The organism is Vibrio sp. 1402, assembly GCF_033340275.1.
In genome coordinates, this window is sequence record NZ_JAWOWE010000779.1 from 1 (window position 1) to 504 (window position 504).

The window sequence follows — 504 nt, forward strand, 5'->3', positions numbered from 1 at the left end:
CAGAGAAGAGAGCGAAGCCAGCATTGTTGAAAGCCGAAATAGAATGAAACAGCGCATAGAACATGCCCGTCTGCCACCCCATTTCTGGCACCCAACGATACGAGAGGAAGACAAAACCAATCGCCTCTGCCACCAGCGCAAATGTGACGATCTTTTTCACCAAACGACGCAGGTTGACTTGCCTTTCTTGGCCAAGTGCTTCTTTGGCTAACGCTTGCTGACGTAGACTCAAGCGCACCCCAAACATATAGAGCAGCACCGCAGATAAGGTCATTTGCCCTAAGCCGCCGATCTGCATCAAGCACATCAGAAGAATTTTACCCGCGAGCGTAAAATGTTGGCCAGTATCGACCACACCCAATCCCGTCACACTAATGGCTGAAGTCGCGGTAAACAACGCGTCAGTAATAGACAGACCAGAAACCGAAAAAACCGGTAGCGTAAGCAGAACAGCAGAAGGCAATAACACTCCGAGAAAGCTCAGCAATATAATGCGCGGTTCGC

1 protein-coding gene is annotated in these 504 nt (G+C 50.0%); it reads right to left on the reverse strand.

Features of this window, described 5'->3' with window-relative positions; translation table 11 throughout:
- Positions 1–504, reverse strand: a 504-nt coding sequence (locus R7044_RS28450) for a potassium transporter TrkG (RefSeq protein ID WP_318141762.1), incomplete at both ends; no start/stop codon positions are given.